Source organism: Aeropyrum camini SY1 = JCM 12091 (assembly GCF_000591035.1).
GTDB classification, from domain to species: Archaea; Thermoproteota; Thermoprotei_A; order Sulfolobales; family Acidilobaceae; genus Aeropyrum; species Aeropyrum camini.
Map to the genome: position 1 here is coordinate 290,325 of NC_022521.1, position 19,041 is coordinate 309,365.

Genomic DNA, 19,041 nt, shown 5'->3' on the forward strand with positions numbered 1-19,041 from the left:
AGCAGAGCTGGTCTATATCCTACAGTTAGTTATGGGACTGGCCTCGGATTAATAATATTACCTAGGGGCTCACAAACCCTTATAGTTGAGGTGAGGAGCAGAGTGGCCCGTAAGAGAAGGGAGTCGAAGAAGGAGGGCGAGGGCGGCGAGAAGAGCAAGGACCTGAAGATAATAAGCGTTGAGGTGGTGACCCGGGATAAGGTTGTTAAGAACCCGAGGCAGATGGCGCTCCTCTACCTTATAGACAGGCTCGGACCCATACACGAGAGGACGCTGCAGATAGTGGCCTATGAGCTCCAGCAGAGGGGAGCGCAGCTCGGCTACGATTTCAAGATCGTCGCGGGCGTCCCATACAGCCCCGAGTTTAAGAACGACCTCATAGCGCTAGCCTACGTAGGCTTCGTGGAGGTCAACCCCAGGAGGAACAGGAGGCTTCAGACAACCAACGACGGTAAAGAGGCTCTGGAGAAGCACGGTGCACCAAAGGGTGTTATCGAAGTACTCGAGAAGCACTATGAGGAGCTTAGGAACATAGCATCGCTGGAGGACTGGAAGGTCGACGAGCACCTAAAGACCATAAAGCAGCTGAGAGGAGCCAGGAGGAGAGAGCCCTTCAGCGGGCTAGGATTCTAAACAGCCCCGGGGGGCAAACCCGGGGGGCCTTATTTTGGTGCGCCAGCGTGAATAGCGGCAGGGTTCCCTGGGTTTTGAGCAGCGTCGTTGAGCAAAGGCTTTCCCTCCTTCTCTACGGCCCGCCAGGTAGTGGCAAGAGCCTCATAGCCCTCTACATGGGGTCTAAGGCTGTGGAGAAGGGCCTCAGCGTGTGCCACTTCTACACGCCACCGAACAAGCCTAGGGCTGTAGTGGAGGGGGTTATCTACCGTGAGGTCCTGGATATAGCCGGGCTGGCGTCCAACCTGCTATCCGCATCCCTGGGCTTGTGCAGCTTTCTTATAGTAGATACTATTAACGAGCTATACAGGCTCGAGCCATCCATGGAGTCGGCGTCCATGCTCGCTATGGCAGCCTCAGCCGTGCGTTCGTCCGGTGGTGTTGCAACTGGAGTTGCCTCAGCAAGGGATGGCGATGAGTCTACCCCGGGGTACAGCATACTCGAGCCGTACTTCCACTTCATAGGCAGGGTTTACAGGCTGGGGGGAGGGTTCGCCCTAGAGCTCCAAAAGCCCTACAGAAAAATATTCTACCTGAGACGCTCGGCTAGAGGGGGTGTTGAGTGGCTCTAGAGCTTGCCGTGGACATGGTGGTCGACAACATAGTGGAAGCACTTATACTCATGCTGCCAGCGATGATAGCCAACGCCACACCGGTAGTGGCCGGGGGCAGGATACCTATTGACATGGGCATTATACTCCCAGACGGTAAGAGGCTCCTAGGGGATGGAAAAACGGTAGAGGGATTCCTAGCAGGATTCGCAGCGGGAAGCGCAGTGGGCCTAGCCAGCGCCCTCACTACCGGGAACACGCTACTGGCCCTCCACTCCCCCATCATAGCCATCGGCGCCCTCACCGGCGACATTGCTGGCTCCTTCGTGAAAAGGAGGCTCGGCATAGATAGGGGGGGGCCAGCCCCCCTGCTGGACCAGCTAGACTTCTACATCGGCGCCCTCACCGCCTCCATAGCCCTCGGCTACACATGGTCTCCTATAGTGGCTGTTGAGGCTGCTGTGGCCGTGCTGCTGCTACATATAGCCGCGAACGCCGCTGCATACCTCCTGGGGCTCAAGAAGGTGCCTTGGTAACGCCCCCGAGGGAGACCCAGGCGGGGTAGAATCTAAAACCTATGTCCTAGTGTTCGGACGGCTAGCGGGTGCTCTAGGGGGGTATGAGGCCCAGCTTCTTCTGGAGCTCATACCTATACTTTATAAACCTATTGTCAGGCGAGAATCTCGGTGGATGGGGTACAGCTACAGGCCCTCCACAAACAGGGCAAGCGTCCCTACGTAGAGTATACCTACCGCACTTCCTACACTTCCTGAGTAGCCACTGCAACCCGCTTCCCCGCCAACCGCCTAGTCCTCCCTCTCGAAGGAGAACTCGACGCCCAGCTTAGAAGCCGTCTTCCTGGCGGCCTCCACCATCCTCTCCAGAGCCTTCTCGAGAGTCTTGTAGTTGTAACCCTGCAGCTCCACCCTGTACTTGGGGGCTCCTACAGCGTATATCCTAGCAACAACCTTGGAGTCCTTGAAGCTCTCGATCTCCGACTTGGCCGCCTCGAGGACCTTCCTCACCCTCTCCACACCGTCCCCAGCCATGCTCCTGAGGGTGAGGTAGAAGGTTATCTTGACCGTCTTAACCCTCACATGGGTCTTCGCCGCCTCAAGCAGCGGTTCTATCCACTCCTCCGGAACACCAGCCTTCTCCAATGCCTCCCTACCCTGGAGGACCGCGGCCTCCAGACCCTTCATGGGGTCGCCATAAGTGTCCTCCAGCCTCCACAGGACCTCCCTGTAAGCCTCGTCAACGCTCTTCCCAAGCTTATCCGCAATAAGCTCGACAAGGGTCGCCGCCTTGAGGTACCTCTTGTAGAACATCATCTTCCTCTTCTTCTCACTATCCATAACCCTCTTCAGGCTAACATCGACCTGACCCCTGTTCCTGTAAACCCTGATCACCTTGACTACAACCTTCTGGCGGGGCTTGAGGACGGCGTGTATGTTCCTCACAGCCCTGCTAGCTATCTCGCTCCAGGGCAGGAACGCCCTTACACCGCCGTACTCGTCTAGAATGAGGTAGGCCCCATAATCGTGGACCTCCTGAACAGTTCCGACCACAATCTCCCCAACGTCTGGGAGAGGCTTCCTGGGCTTTAGGAGCTTAACCTCAGCAGCACCGCCTTCGCTCAAGCCTGCCTAGCACCCCCGGGAAGAGTATTCCGGGGGAGGAGTGATAAATAGGCGGGGGGGGCCAGGGCGCCTGAGGAGGGCTCCCGGAGGCTGGTGCGGCTAGCCGTATATCCTCTCTATCTTGCCTAGTATCTTAGCCTTACCGCCCGTCGGCTCCACGAGGACCTCGCCGCAGTTGAGGCAGCGGGCTCTGAAGGTGGAGTGGCTGAAGACCACCTGCCTGTTGCCACACTTAGGACAGGTGACGAGGAGGAACCTGCTCCGAGGCCTGGGTATGAGAACCCTCCTCCTCTTTATAGGTAGGGGTGGTGCAAACGCCATCCCGTGACACCCCCTATCTGACTACATCAACGAGTTCGAGCCTCTTCAGCCTTATTCCCAGGAAAGGCCTCTTCCTCCCGCAGACTGTGCATGTTATAACCAGGACCTGCTTCTTAGTCACCTTCGCGAACCTTTTCTGCTCCGGCCTCCTCTGGCTGCCGTAACCCTCCTGCTTCCTCCTGTACCTCCTCTCGCCCAGGGCCATGGCCCTTCTCTTGCCAGCCCTGTACTGGGCTACCCTGTGCTCGGTATGCGTGTTACACCTGGGGCAGTACGTCCTTATCCTCTTTGGGAACTTCAATCCAGCTCCACACCCCTCTCTGGTAGTCTCAGGGGTTAGAGGGTTTTAAGCGTAGGGTTTTAGCGTTGCTCTCCACGAGGCTAGCCAGCCCAGCAACATATAGCCTAGCCGCCAGCCCGGGGCTAGCCGCTGTCACCTCCCCCTTGAGAAGCCTCACGCCACCCTCCATTATAGTAGCCTCAGACCTGACCAGAACCTCCTCGCCGTGGAGGGGGAGGAGGCCTGAGATGTAGGAGGCGTAGAACTCCACGAGGCTCCCGAGCACCTCTAGAACAGGCTTGTCAACACCCTTATAGCCGGAGTCGCCGTAGAGGTCCACCAGCCTCTTCAGCGCTATCCCGCGGGATAGCCTTAGGAGCCTCTCGAGGTAGGCGCTGCAGTAGTCCCTGCTGGCTGAGCAGTAGTTGGCCAGCGCCTCCCTCGCCTCCCGGAGGGACTCGCTGCCGAGAACCTCGTGGGAGCCGGAGACGGCCTTATAAGGGCCCCCGGCCGGAACCCGCTCTGACAACAATCTCACCCCCCACTATGGCACCATACCCCCTCAGTTGCAGCAGCACCGCTATATGGGCCGGCATGCTGTAGACTCTCCTGGGCTCCAGAGACACGGTGCTACCCATTATCCTCGCCTCCTCAAGCCTACCCTCAGACCTGAACTCGACCTCCCCCCTGAAGGGCGAGAGCCAGTCTCCGGGGTGGAAGCCCTCCAGCCCAAGTCTAGCTACGAAAAGGCCTGCCTTTCCGTTTAGGCTCCCCACTATCCTCGCAAGCCTCGAGATATCCTGAGTAACCTTCACGTCGATAGCAATCCTGACGTCATCTAGAATCTCCTCCGCGGCATCGACAATTTCAGAGGGGTCCAGCCCCCTCTCGATAGCGGCCCTGGCTATCCACCCCCTCAGCCCGGGGTCATCGGGCGATGGGGGAGCCGGCTTTACGCCCCTCCTGCCGGGCCGCGGTATTACAAGCTCTAGCTTAAGGCCCTCCAGCGTGAAGTATCTCGCAACCTCCCTCCTCTCCCCCCTACCCAGGGCTCTGCACCACTCGCAGTCCGCAAGAACGTGGAAGCCCCTGTTTCCGGTGAAGTAGAGGGTGGAGGCTACCCCGAAATCCCTGTAGAGTATCTCCACCAGCCTTGAAGCCTGCCTGTAGCCTTTGTGGAGGCATTCGTCCCCTATACCCTCGCCACACCCCTCAAGGATGTCAACGTCTATGTCGAACATAAGCTCGCTGCCGAGCCACCCCTTCTCCTCCATACTCCTCGCTGTCGGGAGGCTGTACCTAGCTACAGAGTAGTAGGCGTTCTTCGGGGCCTCCCTGGCCATGTAGGAGAGGAGCTCCCCCACACTATCGAAGCCCAGGTGGCGGACGTAAGCGTCGCCCTCGAAAAGCTGGAAGGCGAACTCCCTGTAGGCTATATCCCTAGGCTCCTCCAGCGGAGGCTCGAGCGAGTAGTAGGCTCTGAACAGCCTCCTAGGCTCGACGCCCCCCCGGGCCTCTACCACGACCTCCCTCCTACTCGATCTTCGGGGATACATAGAACGTCAGCCTACCCCCGCCAAGATACTCCATGTCAACCCTTACCGGAGCGTCCTCGGAAAAGCTCACCACCACGGCGTCGGCAGCCTGTGCAGCGCTCAGCATCTCGCTGAAATACTCTATGCTATAACTCGCCTTATCCTGGGACTCAGCCTCATAGTCAAGGAGCGAGCCGCGGGAGGGGGAGAGTTCTATCTCCACAGCAGCCATCTCACTCCTACCCACTAGGAGCAGTGCCTCCTCGAGAGACCTCAGCGTGAGGGTCTCGCTGTGAGGCTCTAAATCCCTTATCGCCTCCCTGAATGTCGAGCCGAGCATTCTAGCCCTGACTGTGAACGAGACCTTTGGCTCCGGGAGCTTCTCGTACGTCATGACGACTTGGGGTATCCTGAACGTCCTCTCACCCCTGCTCTTGAGCTTAACAGCCAGCCTGCTGCCCTCAACCTCGAGAACCAGCTCGTCCTCCTTCCTGGCCCTCCTCAGCACCTTGGAGAGTAGATCGAAGGACACGCCAAACTCTATGGAGTCGCCGCCTATCTCGTACTCGATGAAAGCCGTGCTAGGGTAGAAGAGGTCGACCATGGCGACGTGGCTTGTGTCTAGAGCCCTTAGGGAGAGGCCCTCGCTAGTCGCGACGAATACCCCCTCCTCAATAATCTTCTCTATAGAAGCCACCATGTACCTCCACGTCCTGGCGTCGCTGAAGTAGAACCTAGCGTCGGCCAAACAACCGCCACCCCATAGAGCTAAAGCTGGTGCCGCGGATTATAAGGGGGAGGACGTGAGGCAAACCCTATAAGCCGGCTTCAAGCTTCCACCCTCCCATAACCACCACGGCGCCCCCTCCGGCACTCTTCCCTCAGCGCCCGGGCGCTGTTATAGGCTCCCAGGGCTAGCTTGAGGGCCCCCTCTACCAGGGCTCTCGACGACACTGTCGGCGGGGTTCTGTCGAGGGCTTCAGCGAGGTCCTCGACAATCCTGTAGAGCGCCCTCTCCACTATCTCCTCGTGCATACATTTGGCTCCATCTACGCGTACTCCCTCCAAGTATACCTGCACCTCTTGCACCGGTAGAACCTGGTCATGGGCTCGTCGGCGCTCCTAGTCTGCATCATCCAGAAGTACACCTCGTCGTGGCCGCACTTGGGGCAGCTCACACTCCCCTTCAGAACCTGAGCCCCCATAGGAGTCTCGTCATCTATAACCACAATCTTATCCCTCGGCCCCTTCTCGACTGTCACCCGCATCCTATAAGCCTGCTGGTCCTCGCTCGAGCCTTCCTCGCTGTAGCCGCACGATTTGCACACTAGTAGATATCTAGCCCCCTCTCTCCTGGGATACATGATGGAGCCGCATCTGGGACAGAATCTTATCCTCCCTGACAACCCCACTTGGCACCCCCACTAGCTTGATCCCAGTATTATGGGCTCTAGCGGTGATAAAAGGGGCCTCCCGCCCCGCCGAGCCCCTCCAGGATCTCAAGCATCCCCGCAGCTATAGCGGCGGCAAGCCTGCTGTAGGCCTCCCAAGCCCCCTGCCCCCTGGAGGGGGGGCTTGGGAGGCCGCAGCTGCAGCTGCCGCAGCCGTATCTAAGCTCGCCCATATACCCCCTATCCCAGGCCCTCTGGCAGAGGCTGCTGCATCCGCTGAGGCTCGAGACGGCGCCGTCTACCCCACGCCCCCTTACTATGTAGGCGAAGCACGCTTCCCGGGCGCATGCTGAGGCGAGTACCCTCGCCTCAGGCTTCAACCCCGGCCTCCTCCCGACTCGAGAGCCTCTAGATAGCGTTTCCTGAAGTCCTCTATAGTCTCAAGGAGGTATTCCGAGGCCTTTCGTAGAACCTCCTTTATATCCACGTCGTCATCGTACTTAACGTAAACCTGTATTATATCCTCCATGGGGTGGACTGTCTCGTAGTAGGCGAGCTCGGGGTTCGACACCTTCTTTATAGCCTCTACCAGAAGTGTGCCGAGGGTATGGTCCTCTCCGTAAACCTGTATCACGTACGAGCCGCGGGACTCCCTGATAATCCTTACACGCTCCAAACGCAGCACCCCCTACCTCTCCTGGAGAGCCTTGAGAAGGTTTTTAAGAGACTCCCTCCAGCTCCCCCTGACCAGCAGCCTCCCCTTCTCATCCTCCTCCAGAAGCCCCGCCTCAACAGCCGCCCTAACCGCGTCGTCGAGGGTGGAGCCGGCGAGTATAGAGGCAGCCACCACCAGCTTCCTGCTAGACGTTGCCAGCGGCTGGGCGGCCACCTCCCTAAGCCTCTCACCCACCTCCCTTGCAACCTCCAGTACGAGACCCCATGGGGCGTCTGTCGCCAGCACCCCCTCACCACCCCTAGCCTCAGCACGGTAACCCATGGCAGAGAGCACTGTGGAGAGGAGGTCGGGCGGCACCGCCAGGCCTGCTTCCCTCGACACCCTGCGGAGGCTATAGGCCACTAGACCCCCGCTACTCGCCCCCCGACGGTACTCCCTAAGCAGTGTCTTCAGCCTTACTATAGACTCCCTTATGCTAGACTCTCCGCCCACCATCTCTATGAGCAGCTTATCCCCCTCCCTCCTCCACGACGAGTAGTCGACCTTTATCGCCCTGGAGAGCCGCTCCAGAAACCTCTCGTAATCGTCTATATCAAGCAGCCTCAGGTTGACGGCCACAACCCTCCTGCGGCGGCCTCTCAACGGCAGCAACACCCCGCCGATGCCCCTTGGGGTATGGCCCTTTACCTCCTGTATACAACAAGGTTTCTGACGAGCCTTATTCTCAGGAGCCTGCTCCTAGCGTGTATAGAAACCTTCCTCTTCTCGACGTTCCCGCATCTGGGGCATTTCATACTCCTTTCGCTCTGGAACTCCATGACGGCGCCGCAGCGGCTGCACATAGCGTATACCACGCCGTACTTCGGCTCAACAGTGCTGAGTGTGAAGGGGGGTGTGCGCGACACTATCTTGGCCAGTATCCAGTCGCTCACGCGGTAGTAGTCCTCAATATTCTTGATATACTCGTCCGCTATCTGCGATATGGGGATGGCTGCCGAGTAGGGGGATGGGAGCTCGTAGAGCCACGAGGGCTTGGGGGAGAGGCGTACGACGCCGTAGACCTCGGCCACCACCAGGTCCCCCCTGACGCCCGTCACCAGAGCCGCCACCTCTGAACCGAGGCCAGGGGTCTGGGGTTTCTTATGGGGTTTGACGTAGGCCACCCTCCTGGACATGTCAAGGTATGCGACCCCGGGGGCGGCGGCCCTTATAAGGCCCCTCTCCCCGTCGACGTAGACCCCCTCGCCCGGCAGGAACTCCTCGATCGTCGCCAGCACATCGCCAGGCATAACCCTGCCCTTCTCAACCAACCCTGCTGAAGAGTATGACATCCACGGACACCCTTCTAACCCTGCTTCTATGTCCAGGCATGCTGGCCGGTATGGGGAATTGCTCTTTTGAGATTAATAAAGTGGAGTAGCCGAGCCTCGCAGCCCTCAACCCGTGGTACCTAAGGTTTCCCGACTTCACTATGGCGTAGACGGCCTTCGGCTTCAGGAGGAGGGCGTGCTCGAGGACCTCCCAGTCTGCACCCCTCCTCCACACCCCGAACGGCGGGTTAGTGACTACGATGTCAACGCACCCCACGCACAGCGGGCCCCCGCGGCGGGACACTCTGGAGGCGACGAAGAACAGCCTCCCCCCGAGTCCAAGCCTCTCCGCCGCCTCGAGACAGAGGCGGCCCAGCCTCTCGTCGGCCTCCACAGCGGCGACGGAGAAGGCGCCGTATAGTAGGAGGGCTAGGCCAAGCCTGCAGGTGCCAGCGGCGAGGTCCGCAGCCCTAGCACCTTCTAAGAGGCCCCGTAGAAGGGCATCTACAGCTATCCTAACCGCGATGTCAGCCGGCGTGGTATACTGCTCCAGCTCCCTGCGGGGGCTGGGGATGGGGGTTACTGCCGTCTCCAGGGCTACCTTAGCCCTGCCAACGGGGGGATACCCGCCGGCCTCCGCCCCGGTGTTCACAGCCAGAGGCCCCCGGCGGGTCTACCATGGGAACCTGTATGGCTCTAGCCTGCCTTCAAGAGCCATAATTGCCTCTCCCGGAGTTAGAACGGGCTTCTCGTAGCTCCAGAAGTCGTCTGTCGGCAGCCGGGGGCAGCTGGTCACTGTGAAGGCTTCGAACCACGAGTTGTCTATGGCCACCAGCTGGCTTAGCGTGGTGACTTCAGAGGCGATCAACAGGTACTCTCCACCTGCAGACTCTATAGCCCGGGCCAGCTTCTCCACCAGCCATGGCCTGTACTGGCCGGTCTTCAGCCCCACTATCACGCCCCACCTGCGGGCGCCTATACTCTGGGACACCTTGTACAGCCTGCTTCTATACAGCTTCTCGCCCTGGAGGGTGAGGTCCTCGCTAGCCCCCCTGTAGGGGTCAACCTGCACCACCGGCTTGAGGGTTGCCAGGTAGAGGCCCAGAGGGTGGAACACGCCTCCCCCCACGTATATGAAGCCCTCGGCCCTCACGCTCCTAGCCAGCCTATAGTCGCAGCCAAGAACCTGGGCCTCGCCGAAGTAGGGCCTCAGCCCCGGGGGGACGGCCACCTCGAGGCCCTCGCCCCTGAGGACCTCTGCAGCCTTCCTGGCTATGTGCGTATGCTGTGCTGTAGTAGCTATGCCAACCCTCCTAACGCTGTATCGGCCCGCCAGTATCGAAGCGGCCTCTCTCAGCGCGTCGAGAGGCAGCTCGGCCTTGCTCAGCGCCCTCACGTAGACGACCCTCCCCCGCGGCTCCAGAGCCTCGTGGGCAAGCTCAGCAGGGTATGGTGAGTGGCCTACGTGGACTATGAGGTCGGGTTTAACCGTAGTGTCGAGCTCCCCGTAGTGGAGGTCGCAGGCCCCGTAGGTGGGGTCGGCGTGGAGATACACGCTGGCGGCGCCCTCGAGCATCTCCTCCATACACTTCGCTATGTAAAGACCGTACTGCAGCATACCCTCAGGCAGCTGCAGTACAACCCTCCTAGCCCCCCGACGTCTAGCAGCCTCCACAGCAGAGTCTATGTCCACCATGTATGGTATGTCTCTAAGCAGCGCGCAGAAGCCTTTAGACAAGACCCTCTACTCCCCTCAAGGAATAGTATGGGGTCTGAGGGTAAAGTTTGGAGGAGGGCTGGGTTCGCGTGGAGGCTGGGGTGTGTTAGGAGCCTTCTCCTCCACGCTTCCTAATCACTATTCTCGAGGGCAGCGGGAACTTGCTGGCGCCCCTCCTGAGAGCCTCCCTCACGCCATCCTCGTCGCCTTCCCTAGCCCAGACCTCGAGCACCACGGTGCCAGGGTAGACCCTTGCAGCCGTGCCCACAGGCTTGCCGAAAGCCTGTCTCATACCATCCTGGAGCCTGTCTGCCCCTGCGAAAGCCATCATCTTGTTCTCCCTTATCACGTGGTGGGGATACACTCTTATCCTGAAGTAGAAGTTCCTGTCGCCAATCGTTGTAGCCAGGTACTTGTTGACGGCTATCCTAGCGGCCTCGAGGGCGTTGTGCCTTATCTGGCCAGCCTCCAGCATAACCAGCTCGCCCTTAATCCCCCACTTCTCCATCATCTCCCTGTTACCCATCTCGAACCTTGTTATCTTCGGCGGTGGAACCCCGTGTATATACTCCCTCCTGGTGTATGGGGGGCCGCTGAAGTGGGTGTAGCATCTAGCTGGCCTGAGGGGCATGTTGACACCCGCTTAACCCCCAATACATCTCAGGGCTGATAAGCGTTTAACCCCTCCACAGGCCAACGAGAAATCTCTATCGGGCCCTAAGTTATGGAGGAGGGCGTGGACAGGAGGAAGATACTCACCCGTCTCTACACCATCGACGAGGCGTTAGCGAGGGCGGCTGAGAGGCTTGAGCCCATCCGCGGCGCCCTGCTGGAGAGGCGGGAGAAGCTCGGCCTGGCGGCCTCTCTCGGTCGTCCTCTGGCCGAGAGAGTGTTGGCGAGAGACTGCCACCCCCAGTACCCCAGGGTCAACCTAGACGGGTGTGCCGTGGATAGCAGCAGGGTCTCCCGGGGCAACGTGCTCAAGGTTGAGGGTAGGCTGAGGCCCGGCATGGAGCCTGTTGATCTCTCCGACCCAGTGGGAGGGTGTGTGTGGGTAGATACGGGAGCCCCACTACCCATCGGGGCCGACGCCGTTGTACCCCTAGAGGACCTCACCATGCCGGGCGAGGGTGTTGTGAGGCTTGAGGCCGAGCCGAAGAGGTGGCTAGGGGTTGCAGACCCCTGTAGCGACGTCCTGGAGGGTGGTGTGGTGCTGGATGAGGGGGAGGCTGTAACAGCCGAGGCCGTGGCGTCGCTTGCATCCGCCGGGGTCCACGAGGTAGAGGCTGGCTCAAGGCTTAGAGCGTGTGTGGCCAGCGTGGGTGACGAGCTGAAGAGCCTCGAGGAGTGTGGGAGAGGTGGTGGCGTGTGCGAGACTAACAGGATCCTGGCCCGCGCTAGGCTCGAGGCCGCCGGCGTCGAGGTTGTCGACCTCGGCATCCACCCCGACAGGCCCGATACCCTGGCTAAACTGGCGGAGGCCGCGAGAGCCTCGGGCTGCCATATACTCGTGACGAGCGGAGGCAGCAGCGTGGGACTCTCAGACTACGCCCTCGCCGGGCCGGAGGACGTGGTTGTCAGGGGCCTCTCCATAAGGCCGGGCAGGCCGACGACGCTCTCCATAGCCTCCGGCCTACCGGTCTTCAGCCTCCCCGGGAACCCCCGGAGCGCCGGGTCCTCTATAGACCTCTTCCTCCTACCCACCCTAGCAGCCGCAGGCCTCCCCGTAACCCCTGTTCTGCCCAGGATGAAGGCCGTTCTGCTCGCGGGTGTAAAGCCTGGTAGGAGGCTCTCCTATATCCCGGTTGCAGCAGTATATTGCGGCGGCCGCCTCTTGGCTGTGCCCGTATCAAGAGAGAGCTACATGACCGTCTCGTGGGCAGCTGCAGACGGGTATGTTACCGTGGAGCCGGGGAAGTCTTTGGAGCCGGGTGAGGAGGCTACAGTCACGATAGTCAGGGGTGTTAAGACTAGGCTGTCCATAGACTACACGGGAGGCCTTGCAGGGAGGGGGTACACGGTGACGCTAGCCAAGCCACCCCACGGTAGAGCTGTGGCGGAGGCTCTATCACAGTGTCCTAGGCTTGAGGCTGCTGTTACCGAGGAGGCGGCTGGAGAGATGGTGGAGGCCGGGTGGCCCCATGAGGCTCTGGAGCAGGTGGAGAGGAGCATAGTTGTCGCTGTCAACAACAGGTGTAGAAACAGCCTCATAGCAGCACCCAGGGTTCTGGAGGGTAGCGAGTGGCTCTCGAGAGCAGCAGCGAGTCTGGGGGCCGAGATACTCTACGTGGACAACGTCCAAGCCTCGGCCAGGCTAGCAGCCCTCGGCTACACATGTGGGGCAGCCACCCTAGAGGGTCTAGCACCGCCCAGCCTGGAGAGAGTGGTGGAGACAAAGGCTAGAATATACCTGGCCAGGGGTGGAGACGGGGCTTGAGGATTAAAAACACAGTATTCCAGTGTATGGAGTTGTGTCCGGAGGCTTAGCGGCCTCCACCTTCACCCAGTCTCCGGGTAGTCGTCGGGCACCTTAGCCCTGAAGTACTTGCCAGTCTCTTGGCTCTTGAAGAGGCCTATCTTAACGCCCCTCCTCCCCCTCGGCGATAGCTTCCACACTTTGATCGGCGTCAGCTCTACCTCCTTACCTGTGGTGGGGTCTCTAACCTTCACGGGTGGTAGTTGCTTCTGGCTCATACCCTAGCCACCTCCTTTTCCAGTTCCACAATAAATTAGGTTGCGGAGGAAATATAAATGTTAACCGGGTTCATGTACTGTCAAGAAGAACCTGCTTCTAAAAAGCTATTATGGAGCGACTGTGGATCCGGAGCCTCAGCCAGACCGAAGTTCGGCTGGATGAGGACCTGGAGGACGTGGATGGGGGGTCGAGGAGAGGCTGGAGAGCTGTATGGAGAGCGTAGATTTTTACGGTGCTTCGCATGGGCTAGCAGGTTATTGCCCTTGCTCTGGCGCAGTTCCTGAGGTCCCACTGCAGGGTTCGCAGGAGCTTACCTACCTTTCTTATAGCATACTTTATGAAATACGATTTCCCTATGCTGTCGTCAATGCTCCTGAGGTCGACCTCTATCGTCATCCACCCCTCCCCGCTGGGCAGGCTAACCTCGGCCCTACCCGGCTCTATAGCCAGCTTAGCCTCCTCAGTGTTAATCTCCACCCTGCCCTCGGCGACGCGGATAGAGCCCGCGTTGCTCGAGTACTTCCACACCAGGGTTTCCACGCCCGTCTTGGCGGCCTCTATGGAGGCGCATCCCGTGGTGCAGTGCAGCAGCCCGCCCCTCTGCTTGCACGCCTGGTTTGCGGTGGCTATACACTCTGCCAGCCTAGCGGCGGAGACAGCGTCCTCCGCCAGTCTGGACAGCGACGACACCACGCCCAGGTACATGGAGGCCTTCAGCCCCGTCTTGGGGGCGGCGTCCAGCAGCTCCTCCAGCCTAGACACTACCGTGGACAAGGCTCTGCTAACCTCCCTAACCCCCATGGGGTTTTATCATTTGGGATTCATATTGTTATCGCCCATCCCGGTGTGGGAGGCATGATACTGGAGCTACTCCTGCAGGCCTTATCCTCACTAGCCCGGGCTCCAGGTCGATCAAAACCCTTATGCCAAGCATGTTTACTAGCCCCTGTTTAAGGAGAGAGCAGGCAAGGCTGGCGAACCTTCTATCCACCCTGTAGTTGGGTGCGAAGGCCTCTATGTCGGGCCTGAGGGCTACGAAGGCCATAAGAGGCTTAACCCCCTCCCTAGCCAGCCTAGCTAGGACCTCTAGGTGCTTCACCGCCCTCGCGCTAGGGGCGTTGGGGAACAGACCCACCCCCCCTACGGACAGGTTGACTCCCTTCACCTCCACAGCCCAGAGCCCCCTTCCTGTGGCTATGAGGAAGTCTAGCCGGGAGCCGAGTACCTCCCTCTCAGCCTCCACCACCGCATCGCCCCCGAAAACCGTGGGCACCGCCTCGGCGAACACCCTGTTGGGCACCCTAGAGTCTACGACCGCTACGACACCCTCCCCCGTCTTGAAAGCCTGAACCCTGCAGACCGTCTTACCCCCGAGCCTGCGCAGCCACTCTATCAAAACCCCCCGCCCGCCGGGTGTGGCTAGGTGGTCTATCCTGCCCGTGTCCATGAGGTGGCATCGCACGACCCCGCGGCTACTCCTAACCTCCACCACAAACCTGTTCACTCTCCGAAGGAACACGGCCTCCTCGTCGTAGCTAAGCTCCACAGCAGCTCAGCCCCGGTGTTTAGACGCTTCCAACTGGCCGTGGTAAAAGCCTCTAAACCTCACCGTCCAATATAGGTGTGTGTCCCGTGGAGCTTGAAGCGCCCTATATAGCCGTAGAGCCCCCAGGCCCCAAGGCCAGGGAGGTTCTCGAGCGTGACGAGAACGTTATAATGCAGTCCTTTAGCCGCTGGTACCCGCTGGTGATTAAACGCGGCCACGGAGCTATAGTTGAGGATGTGGACGGCAACAGGTATATCGACTTTAACGCTGGCATAGCTGTGTTGAACGTAGGCCACAGGCACCCTCGTGTTGTCGAGGCTATCAAGAGCCAGCTGGACAAGTTCCTCCACTACAGCCTCACTGACTTCTACTATGAGGAGGCTGTGGCGGCGGCTGAGAGGCTGGCCCGGACGGTGCCCATCGGCGGGGGGGTTAAGACGTTCTTCACAAACAGCGGGGCCGAGAGCATAGAGGCCTCGATAAAGGTTGTTAGAGGGTTCTTCCAGGGGAGGAGGCCCTACATAGTGAGCTTCCTCGGCGGCTTCCACGGCAGGACCTACGGAGCCATGAGCGCCTCCGCCAGCAAGCCCATACACAGGGCCAGGTTCTACCCCCTGGTCCCCGGCTTCATACACGCCCCCTACCCAGACCCCTACCGCTGCCCCTTCCCCGGCCTAGAGGGAGAGGCCTGTGGAGACGCGGCCATAGGGTATATAGAGGACTACGTGTTCTCGAAGCTGGTGGACCCGGGAGAGGTGGCGGCCTTCCTCTTCGAGCCCATCCAGGGGGAGGGCGGCTACGTGGTCCCGCCAGACAGCTTCTTCCCATCCCTCCAGAAACTAGCCAGGAAGCACGGCATACTGCTCGTCGCGGACGAGGTTCAAACAGGCTTCGCCAGGACTGGCAGGATGTTCGCAGTAGAGCATTGGGGGGTGGAGCCCGACGTCATGGCCCTCGCCAAGGCAATGGGAGGCGGCCTACCGCTGGGGGCTGCCGTGGGGAGGAGCGAGGTGATGAGCCTGCCCCGTGGGAGCCACGCCAACACCTTCGGAGGAAACCCTCTAGCCCTGGCTGCGTTCAACGCGGTGATGGACGTCATCGAGGAGGAGAGGCTTTGGGAGAGGTCTGAGAGGCTAGGGGCCAAGGCCCTGAGGCTTTTGGGCGAGGCCGCCGAGGAGCTGGGCATAGTGGGGCACGTGAGGGGTAAGGGGCTCATGATAGGGGTGGAGCTTGTCAAGGACGAGAACACGAGGGAGCCGCACAGGGAGGCTCTAGCATGGGTGCTGGAGAGGTCCTTCAAGAGGGGCCTCCTCGTTATAGGGGCCGGCGTTTCCGCCGTAAGGATAGCCCCGCCCCTCACTATAGAGGAGGAGCTCTTCGACCGGGGCCTGGAGATACTGGTCGAGGTCCTCAGGGAGGCTGACCGCCGCTTCTCCCAGGGCTAGAGCCAGCCGCCCTCAACACAACCTTACCCCTCCCATAGTCCGGCACCTTCACTACAAGACCCTTCCTCACCAGGCTCGCCACAGCCCTCCGCACAGCCCTCCTATCCCCCCTCCAGCCCAGCCTCTCAACAAGCTCCTCCATAGTCAGCCCCCCGCCCTCGCTGAGAACCTTCAGTATCCTAGCCTCAAGCTCCCCCTCCTCCAAGGCCGAAGGACACCTCGCGCCTCCATAGCCACATTTAAACCCTGAGGATGCTGGGGCTAATGTGTTAGCGGGTGGTGGCTTCTGGCCGGGGATAGGCTTAGGCTGGCTTACAAGATCCTCTCGGCCGCTGTCGTTCTCGTCGCCCTAGCTTCGGTGGCAGGGAGCATGTACGTCTACAGCCTAGGCTACGGCAGGAGATACCTCCTTATGGCGGCTCTCTGGGCCGCCGTGCTTGCCTGGGCTCTATCCGAGGCTTCGAGGGCTTTCAGGATGTAGCACCCTGTAGGTCCTCTTGCTATACCTAGATACCACACCCTCCCTCTCAAGCCTCGCCAGTATCCTCCCCGCCGTCCTGTTGGTAACCCCGAGGAGCTCTCCCACCTCCCTAACACTAACATATCTCCTCCCAGAACCCCTCAGTATGGCGGCGACTACGGCGAGCCTAACCTTGACCTTCATCTCACCGCCCGGCACGGCCGCCACCCGCTGTAAGCCTTCGAAAGCTTTTTGAGCCCGGGGGGCGGCGTAAGTGTGGGGGGATTGGTGAAGTTGGCCTCGAGGAGGGTTCTAAACAAGTATAAGATGCTGGTCGAGTCTCTGGGTCTCAAGCAGCTAGACGTCTACCGCGTGCTGCGCGAGGGTAAGCCTGTCGACGTGATAAGAGTGCAGGACCCCGCCTCCGGCAAGATAGCCCTGGTGGACCTAGGGGCAACGAGAGAGTCCCTCACCCTGGGGGAGTTCGCCGAGAAGCTCCTAGCCGCCCTAGGCGAGAGCGGGATAACTGTGAGCGAGAGGCTCCTCCTGAGGCTCAGGAGCAAGCTACAGCAGACGGGCTAAAGTACACCCTGGGGCTCGGAGCTCCAGGACCCCCATGTGGCTATAGCTGCGTCTCCCCAGAGATCCTCTACGCCACGTCTTTCTAACCCGCACAGGGGTTTAGGGCTGCCGCGCGGCATACACTCTCTTTTCCTCTGTTGGAGGATGGCTAACCGTAATTAAGCCGTGTTGAACCACGAATTTCTAAATGGCGTCCCGGGGGTCTCCTGTCCGGCGGCTGGTCGTCATGCCAAGGAGGGGCGTGGGTTACGAGAGGGAGCTCGCTAAGATACTCTGGGATAGGGGCTGGGCTGTAGTAAGGGGGCCAGCCAGCGGCGGAGGCTCTCGTACCAGAGTCCAGCCAGACCTGGTCGCCGTGAGGGGCGGCATCGTCCTCGTGTTCGAGATTAAGAAGGCTAGGGAGGGGACCATCTATCTTGACCCCGGCCAGGTCCTGGGGCTTCTGGAGTGGGCTCGGAGGGCTGGGGGGGATGCCTGGATAGCCCTCAGGCTGACTGGGAAGGGCTGGAGATTCCACCGGGCGGATTCTCTAGAGCATACTAGGAGGGGGGGATTCAAGATCTCTAAGCCCGGTGGGGGACTTAAGCTGAGGGACCTCCTCAACCTCTACGGGGGGGAGGTTAGGAGGATTGACGAGTATATCGAGGGCTAGAGCGGCATGAAGCGAATGTCGTAGCCGTGCTTCTCTGCAAGCTTCTTAGCCCTCTTCAGCCTCCTAGCCGTCACCCTTGAGGACCTGGGCGGTAGCCTGACTATCAGAGTCTCATCCCTAACCTCAACCTCGGCGTCGGGGAGTAGCTTCCTTATAGCACCCAGTATAGCGGCCTCCCCCCTACCCCGCCTCTCCCTGACGGGGACTACCATAGTCTGCTCGCCGAACGTGTAGATCTCGTACTCTAGCTCCCCGGTGATGAAGTCCTTCACCTCAACCACAGGCCTCGACAGCTCCGCCTCCCTCAGGCCTGTGGGCAGCTTGACAGTTATGGAGAGCTCGTAAACCTTAGACACCTCGCCGGAGTCTATGAATATTACCGTGTCTATTATGCTGGGTATCATCCCCAGCTCAACCCGCCTGAGGAACCTCTGCACAGCGTCTATCGGGGTGGTCGCGTGTACAACCCCTATCATGCCGATGCCCGCGAGCCTCAGGTCGACATAGAGCTGGAAGTCCTCGTCGCTCCTCAGCTCGTCGTAGACCGTGTAGTCAGGCCTCGAGAGCAGGAGGATATCGTGCAGCTCCCCAAGGTCGGCATAGTTCTTGGAGTACTGGGTGACGTTCGCGGGGAGCCTCATGTCCCGGGGAGACTCTATAGTCTTGACCACCTTACCCTGCTCCGCGTAGAACGTGGCCAGAGCCTGGGCGAACGTCGTCTTCCCCATGCCAGGAGCCCCCGCTATCAGTATGCCCTCAGCCCTCTCGAGAAGCCTATTATACAGCTTCTCCGGCAGACTGTAGTCCTCGAGCCTCAGCTTCGCCACCGGCTTGACGGCCGTTATCTCCCAGCCGTCGCTGAGGGGCGGCCTGGTTATGACTATCCTATAGTCCTTAAGCTGCACTATAGTAGAGCCGCTCCTATCAATCTCTAAAAACCCCTCCTCCTCGAGCGCCGAGGCCTCTATAATCTCCCTGGCTATCTCCTCTATCTCAACCCTCGTCAAAGGCTTGTCCGAGAGGCTGACGAACATCCAGCTACCCGGCTTCCCAACCTTCGCCAGGGGGGGCACGCCCTCTTTGAGATGGACGCTCATAGTCCTCCCGTCGAAAAACTCCTCGATCCTAATCCTCCCGGTCCGGCTCCTGCCGGTGAAGAGAACGCTGACCCCCAGGGCTCTGGCAGCCCTAGCCTGGACCGGGTCGCTTGTGACAAGGGTGGCTCCAACCCTTAGAGCGTACCTTCTGAGGATCGACTTGAGCTCGCCCTCGTCCCTAGGCTGTACCCTAGAATCGTCCTCCACAACAACAATCTCAACATCCCCAACCCGAGCCTCCATAAGCCTTGAGAGCTCGGCGAGGCCGGCGTAGCCCGCGCTCCTACCCTTCTTCGCCTCGCCGTAGAGGTAGTCCACTAGGGCTGAGTGCACCAGCACCCGGCCCCTGAGGCTCCCCGAGCTTATCATCCTGAGGGCACTGCCGTCTACAACACTGTCTAGATCCAACAGGTATACCCCACCGCCGCCAAGCTCGGACATGCTGCTATCCCCGCTCAAACACTCGGCGAG

At 60.1% G+C, this 19,041-nt stretch carries 29 protein-coding genes; 7 read left to right on the top strand and 22 right to left on the bottom strand.

Features of this window, described 5'->3' with window-relative positions; all coding sequences use genetic code 11:
- The first annotated feature begins 102 nt into the window (after positions 1–102).
- From ACAM_RS01580 to ACAM_RS01590, 3 genes are read left to right on the top strand one after another with little or no spacing between them, the layout of a single operon-like run.
- Positions 103–633 (top strand): hypothetical protein, encoded by a 531-nt coding sequence (locus ACAM_RS01580; protein WP_022541058.1) that lies wholly within the window; start codon positions 103–105, stop codon positions 631–633.
- 47 nt (positions 634–680) lie between these two features.
- Entirely contained in the window at positions 681–1,244 is a 564-nt protein-coding gene (locus tag ACAM_RS01585) for a DEAD/DEAH box helicase family protein (protein WP_022541059.1), read from the top strand.
- The gene (locus ACAM_RS01590) at positions 1,235–1,759 is read left to right on the top strand and encodes a CDP-2,3-bis-(O-geranylgeranyl)-sn-glycerol synthase (RefSeq protein WP_022541060.1); all 525 of its coding nucleotides are present in this window, start codon (positions 1,235–1,237) and stop codon (positions 1,757–1,759) included. The genes ACAM_RS01585 and ACAM_RS01590 overlap by 10 nt, the downstream gene beginning before the upstream one ends.
- A gap of 73 nt (positions 1,760–1,832) precedes the next feature.
- Here the strand turns inward: ACAM_RS01590 and ACAM_RS01595 are convergent, their stop codons facing one another.
- From ACAM_RS01595 to ACAM_RS01670, 16 genes are all read right to left on the bottom strand, one after another.
- On the bottom strand, positions 1,833–2,009 hold the full coding sequence (locus ACAM_RS01595) for an RNA-protein complex protein Nop10 (RefSeq protein ID WP_062661630.1): 177 nt from the start codon (positions 2,007–2,009) through the stop codon (positions 1,833–1,835).
- Between the two features lie 20 nt (positions 2,010–2,029).
- Positions 2,030–2,863, bottom strand: coding sequence for a translation initiation factor IF-2 subunit alpha (locus tag ACAM_RS01600; protein ID WP_022541061.1), 834 nt, complete (start codon positions 2,861–2,863; stop codon positions 2,030–2,032).
- A 99-nt stretch (positions 2,864–2,962) separates the two neighbouring features.
- Complete coding sequence (locus tag ACAM_RS01605; RefSeq protein ID WP_022541062.1) at positions 2,963–3,184, bottom strand: 30S ribosomal protein S27e; 222 nt, start codon at positions 3,182–3,184, stop codon at positions 2,963–2,965.
- A 13-nt stretch (positions 3,185–3,197) separates the two neighbouring features.
- Positions 3,198–3,485, bottom strand: a complete 288-nt coding sequence (locus ACAM_RS01610) for a 50S ribosomal protein L44e (protein WP_010865742.1) — start codon at positions 3,483–3,485, stop codon at positions 3,198–3,200.
- Between the two features lie 28 nt (positions 3,486–3,513).
- Positions 3,514–3,993 (bottom strand): hypothetical protein, encoded by a 480-nt coding sequence (locus ACAM_RS01615; protein ID WP_022541063.1) that lies wholly within the window; start codon positions 3,991–3,993, stop codon positions 3,514–3,516.
- Positions 3,959–5,020, bottom strand: coding sequence for a DNA primase small subunit PriS (gene priS, locus ACAM_RS01620; protein ID WP_148706327.1), 1,062 nt, complete (start codon positions 5,018–5,020; stop codon positions 3,959–3,961). The genes ACAM_RS01615 and priS overlap by 35 nt, the downstream gene beginning before the upstream one ends.
- Positions 4,998–5,747: a DNA polymerase sliding clamp gene (locus ACAM_RS01625; RefSeq protein WP_022541065.1), complete on the bottom strand. Its 750-nt coding sequence runs from the start codon at positions 5,745–5,747 to the stop codon at positions 4,998–5,000. The genes priS and ACAM_RS01625 overlap by 23 nt, the downstream gene beginning before the upstream one ends.
- 80 nt (positions 5,748–5,827) lie before the next feature.
- On the bottom strand, positions 5,828–6,067 hold the full coding sequence (locus ACAM_RS01630; RefSeq protein WP_062661632.1) for a hypothetical protein: 240 nt from the start codon (positions 6,065–6,067) through the stop codon (positions 5,828–5,830).
- Positions 6,049–6,405 (bottom strand): transcription factor S, encoded by a 357-nt coding sequence (locus ACAM_RS01635; RefSeq protein ID WP_062661634.1) that lies wholly within the window; start codon positions 6,403–6,405, stop codon positions 6,049–6,051. Before ACAM_RS01635 ends, ACAM_RS01630 begins: the two co-directional genes overlap by 19 nt.
- Before the next feature lie 44 nt (positions 6,406–6,449).
- Positions 6,450–6,770 carry a hypothetical protein gene (locus ACAM_RS01640; protein WP_022541068.1) on the bottom strand — a complete coding sequence of 107 codons (321 nt, stop codon included), beginning with the start codon at positions 6,768–6,770 and terminating at the stop codon, positions 6,450–6,452.
- Positions 6,767–7,066, bottom strand: coding sequence for an RpoL/Rpb11 RNA polymerase subunit family protein (locus ACAM_RS01645; protein ID WP_022541069.1), 300 nt, complete (start codon positions 7,064–7,066; stop codon positions 6,767–6,769). Before ACAM_RS01645 ends, ACAM_RS01640 begins: the two co-directional genes overlap by 4 nt.
- Before the next feature lie 12 nt (positions 7,067–7,078).
- Entirely contained in the window at positions 7,079–7,717 is a 639-nt protein-coding gene (locus tag ACAM_RS01650) for a DUF2067 family protein (RefSeq protein WP_158318576.1), read from the bottom strand.
- 32 nt (positions 7,718–7,749) lie between these two features.
- Entirely contained in the window at positions 7,750–8,397 is a 648-nt protein-coding gene (locus tag ACAM_RS01655; protein ID WP_082398184.1) for an exosome complex RNA-binding protein Csl4, read from the bottom strand.
- Complete coding sequence (locus tag ACAM_RS01660; protein WP_022541072.1) at positions 8,369–9,028, bottom strand: METTL5 family protein; 660 nt, start codon at positions 9,026–9,028, stop codon at positions 8,369–8,371. The genes ACAM_RS01655 and ACAM_RS01660 overlap by 29 nt, the downstream gene beginning before the upstream one ends.
- A 21-nt stretch (positions 9,029–9,049) precedes the next feature.
- A complete protein-coding gene (gene dph2 / locus ACAM_RS01665) occupies positions 9,050–10,114 on the bottom strand; it encodes a diphthamide biosynthesis enzyme Dph2 (RefSeq protein ID WP_022541073.1) in 1,065 nt (354 codons plus the stop codon).
- Positions 10,115–10,199: 85 nt separating this feature from the next.
- Complete coding sequence (locus ACAM_RS01670) at positions 10,200–10,724, bottom strand: 50S ribosomal protein L16 (protein ID WP_022541074.1); 525 nt, start codon at positions 10,722–10,724, stop codon at positions 10,200–10,202.
- A gap of 93 nt (positions 10,725–10,817) precedes the next feature.
- Between ACAM_RS01670 and ACAM_RS01675 the strand changes: the two genes are divergently transcribed.
- Positions 10,818–12,530, top strand: a complete 1,713-nt coding sequence (locus ACAM_RS01675; protein WP_148706329.1) for a molybdopterin molybdotransferase MoeA — start codon at positions 10,818–10,820, stop codon at positions 12,528–12,530.
- A gap of 62 nt (positions 12,531–12,592) precedes the next feature.
- Here the strand turns inward: ACAM_RS01675 and ACAM_RS01680 are convergent, their stop codons facing one another.
- From ACAM_RS01680 to ACAM_RS01690, 3 genes are all read right to left on the bottom strand, one after another.
- Positions 12,593–12,787, bottom strand: coding sequence for a chromatin protein Cren7 (locus ACAM_RS01680; protein WP_022541076.1), 195 nt, complete (start codon positions 12,785–12,787; stop codon positions 12,593–12,595).
- Positions 12,788–13,034: 247 nt separating this feature from the next.
- Positions 13,035–13,562, bottom strand: coding sequence for a hypothetical protein (locus ACAM_RS01685; RefSeq protein WP_022541077.1), 528 nt, complete (start codon positions 13,560–13,562; stop codon positions 13,035–13,037).
- A 55-nt stretch (positions 13,563–13,617) separates the two neighbouring features.
- Positions 13,618–14,334: a DNA/RNA nuclease SfsA gene (locus ACAM_RS01690; protein ID WP_022541078.1), complete on the bottom strand. Its 717-nt coding sequence runs from the start codon at positions 14,332–14,334 to the stop codon at positions 13,618–13,620.
- Between the two features lie 86 nt (positions 14,335–14,420).
- Here ACAM_RS01690 and ACAM_RS01695 point away from each other — a divergent pair, with 86 nt between their 5' ends.
- The gene (locus ACAM_RS01695; protein WP_022541079.1) at positions 14,421–15,779 is read left to right on the top strand and encodes an acetyl ornithine aminotransferase family protein; all 1,359 of its coding nucleotides are present in this window, start codon (positions 14,421–14,423) and stop codon (positions 15,777–15,779) included.
- Here ACAM_RS01695 and ACAM_RS01700 read toward each other — a convergent pair.
- Together ACAM_RS01700 and ACAM_RS01705 are read right to left on the bottom strand one after the other, a co-directional pair.
- Positions 15,745–15,984: a MarR family transcriptional regulator gene (locus ACAM_RS01700; protein WP_022541080.1), complete on the bottom strand. Its 240-nt coding sequence runs from the start codon at positions 15,982–15,984 to the stop codon at positions 15,745–15,747. The two genes, ACAM_RS01695 and ACAM_RS01700, sit on opposite strands and share 35 nt — an antisense overlap.
- 243 nt (positions 15,985–16,227) lie before the next feature.
- On the bottom strand, positions 16,228–16,458 hold the full coding sequence (locus tag ACAM_RS01705; protein ID WP_062661648.1) for a helix-turn-helix domain-containing protein: 231 nt from the start codon (positions 16,456–16,458) through the stop codon (positions 16,228–16,230).
- Positions 16,459–16,533: 75 nt separating this feature from the next.
- Here ACAM_RS01705 and ACAM_RS01710 point away from each other — a divergent pair, with 75 nt between their 5' ends.
- Positions 16,534–16,821 carry a hypothetical protein gene (locus ACAM_RS01710; RefSeq protein ID WP_022541082.1) on the top strand — a complete coding sequence of 96 codons (288 nt, stop codon included), beginning with the start codon at positions 16,534–16,536 and terminating at the stop codon, positions 16,819–16,821.
- Between the two features lie 226 nt (positions 16,822–17,047).
- Positions 17,048–17,473 (top strand): Holliday junction resolvase Hjc, encoded by a 426-nt coding sequence (hjc, locus tag ACAM_RS01715; protein ID WP_022541083.1) that lies wholly within the window; start codon positions 17,048–17,050, stop codon positions 17,471–17,473.
- Here the strand turns inward: hjc and ACAM_RS01720 are convergent.
- Positions 17,470–19,011, bottom strand: coding sequence for a PINc/VapC family ATPase (locus ACAM_RS01720; RefSeq protein WP_148706512.1), 1,542 nt, complete (start codon positions 19,009–19,011; stop codon positions 17,470–17,472). The genes hjc and ACAM_RS01720 overlap by 4 nt on opposite strands.
- Positions 19,012–19,041 lie beyond the last annotated feature (30 nt).